General features: G+C 66.1%; 2 protein-coding genes. Both read left to right on the top strand.

What is annotated here, in order from left to right:
- Positions 1-1,289: acyl-CoA dehydrogenase family protein (locus tag CSW58_RS13405; protein WP_236627843.1), on the top strand; the 1,289-nt coding region annotated here is incomplete at its 5' end.
- 38 nt (positions 1,290-1,327) lie between these two features.
- Positions 1,328-2,547: AMP-binding protein (locus CSW58_RS13400; protein WP_099447604.1), on the top strand; the 1,220-nt coding region annotated here is incomplete at its 3' end.

The following is a 2,547-nucleotide window of genomic DNA, read 5'->3' as shown; positions in this document are numbered from 1 at the left end:
CTCATCTGTACCTTCGAAGAGCGAGTTCCGACGCCCAATTGTTCGGCGCCGCGGCCTTCCACCGCGAGCGCTACGTCTGCGACTGGAGGCCACGCATGGCTGACGACGACGCCGCGCCCGTCACCGACGACGCCCTGCGTGAGGAGGTTCGCGCTTCCCTTGAAAACCAGTGGACCGGCCAGATTCAGGGCGAGGCCGAGCGCAAGGTCTGGTTCGCCAAGGTTGTGGACGCCCGATGGGCCGTTCCGCGCTGGCCTACCCTATGGATGGGCCGCGGCCTGAGCGACGCCCAAGCCCGCATTGTGGAGAGCGAATTCGCCGCAGTCGGGGCGCCGGGCGCCGGCCAGGACCGCACCAACCTTTGGGCCAACACCCTACTCGCGACAGGGCAAGCGTTGAAGGAGAAGCTTTTTGCTGCCGCTGCTGCGCGGCGAAGTGGGTATGTGCCTGCTCTATTCGACGGGCGCCAGGCTCGGACTTGGCAGGCATCCGCACCCGCGCCGACCGGCAAAGCGATCACTTCCTCGTCAATGGTCAGAAGGTCTGGACCAGCTTCGCGCGCGATGGCCGACTACGGAATGCTGATCGCCCGGACCGACTGGGACGTGCCCAAGCACCGAGGGATCAGCTTCTTCTTCCTGCCGATGAAGCAGCCCGGCGTGGAGGTCCGGCCGCTCAGGCAGATCACTGACGAGAGCCAGTTCAACGAGGTCTTCATCACCGACGCCATCTGCCCGGATGCGAACCTGCTGGGCGAGCTTGGCCAGGGCTGGAGCGTGCTGCAAACGGCGCTCGCCTACGAGCGGTCAGTCATGGGTGAGGCCGCGCGTGGGCCCCGGAGTGGCGCGGCAGAGAGCAAGAATGAGGAGCCGCTGATCGCACTGGCGCGGGAGGCGGGCGCCTTGGGCGACCCCCTGGTCCGCCAGGAGATTGCGAAGGTGATCGGCCTAAGGAAGTTGAATGCCCTCAACACGGCGCGGGCAAAGGCCGAACTGAAGCAGGGCACGTCGTCGGCGCTGATGAGCTTGGGCAAACTGGCGATGTCGCGCATTCTGCACGAAGAGGCGCGCGTACGGACCATGATCCTGGGCGCCGGCAGCCTGCTCGAGGGGCCGGACTTCCCCAGGGCCGAGGACGCCAACTTCCTGACGCTGAACGCCTACTTCACGTCGATCGGGGGCGGCACCGATCAGATCCAGCGCAACATCATCGGCGAGCGCGTTCTGGGCCTTCCCAAGGAGCCGGAAGTCGACCGAAATATTCCCTTCCGCGACGTCCGCAGCAGCTAGTCCGGCCAGACGACGACAAAAAGAGATCAGGGGGCAAGGTGGGCTGGAACTTCGGGGACATACTCGACACCGTCGAGACCGTGCTGCCGGCCAATGCGCCGGCCTTCATCCATGGCGAGCGGGTGGTCTCCTGGGGAGACGCGACACGGGCGTCCAATAACCTCGCCCGCGCGCTCATCGCCCGCGGGTCCGCGCCTGGCGATAAGATCGCCATCTACATGCGCAACCGGCCGGAATACGTGATCGCCCTGTCGGCGGCGTTCAAAGCGCGGCTGACCCACGTCAACGTCAACTACCGCTACACGCCGGAAGAGGTCTGGTACATTTTCGACAACGCCGACGCCCAGACGGTCGTCTACGCCTCGGAGTTCCGCGACGCGGTCGCCCAGATCCGCAACGGCCTGCCCAAGGTGAAGACCTGGGTCGAGGTCTCGCAAAGCGGACAGACCGCACCCTTCGCCGAAAGCTTCGATAAGCTGGCGGGTGAGGGCGACGGCGCGCCCCTAAACATCGAACGCGCCGGCGACGACCTGTTCTTCATCTACACCGGCGGCACCACCGGCATGCCCAAGGGGGTGATGTGGCCCCACCACGACCTGCGCGAGATCACTCTCAGCGCCGCCCGCAAGATGGGGCCGGTGCCGGAGACGCTGGAGGCGCTGGCCGAGCACACCCGCACGATGGGCCCAGGCGGGCGGGTGCTCATCGCTCCGCCGCTTATGCACGGCACGGGCCTGCTTACTGCCCTGGGCGCGCACCTGTCCGGCGGCTGCGTGATCACCCTGACGGGCGAGAGCTTCGATGCTGTCGAGACGCTGGAGGCCATCGACCGCCACCGACCGCAATCGTTGACCATCGTCGGCGACAGCTTCGCCCGCCCGCTCCTGAACGCCCTCAAGGCAAACCCGGCTCGCTGGAGAGTCTCTAGCATTACGTCGGTTGTCTCCTCAGGGGTGATGTGGAGCCTCGAGGTCAAGCGCGGCCTCCTGGAATACATGCCGGAGGCGATGCTGACTGACGCCTTCTCCTCGTCCGAAGCCCTCGGAATGGGCAGCTCGATCATGACCAAGTTGGGCGAGGTGCAGACCGCCAAGTTCATGATCGGCGACCGCTGCCGCGTGTTCGATGAGAACGACCAGCCGGTCGAGCCTGGTTCCGGGGTCCGAGGCCTTGTCGCCCTGGGATCGCCCAACCCTCTCGGCTACTACAAGGACGACGAGAAGACCGCCCGCACCTTCCGGATGATTAACGGGGCCCG

It is taken from the genome of Caulobacter sp. B11, assembly GCF_002737765.1.
In the GTDB taxonomy this organism is placed as follows: domain Bacteria; phylum Pseudomonadota; class Alphaproteobacteria; order Caulobacterales; family Caulobacteraceae; genus Caulobacter.
Note: the sequence above shows the minus strand (reverse complement) of the source record. Positions and strands in the feature narration are given on the sequence as shown.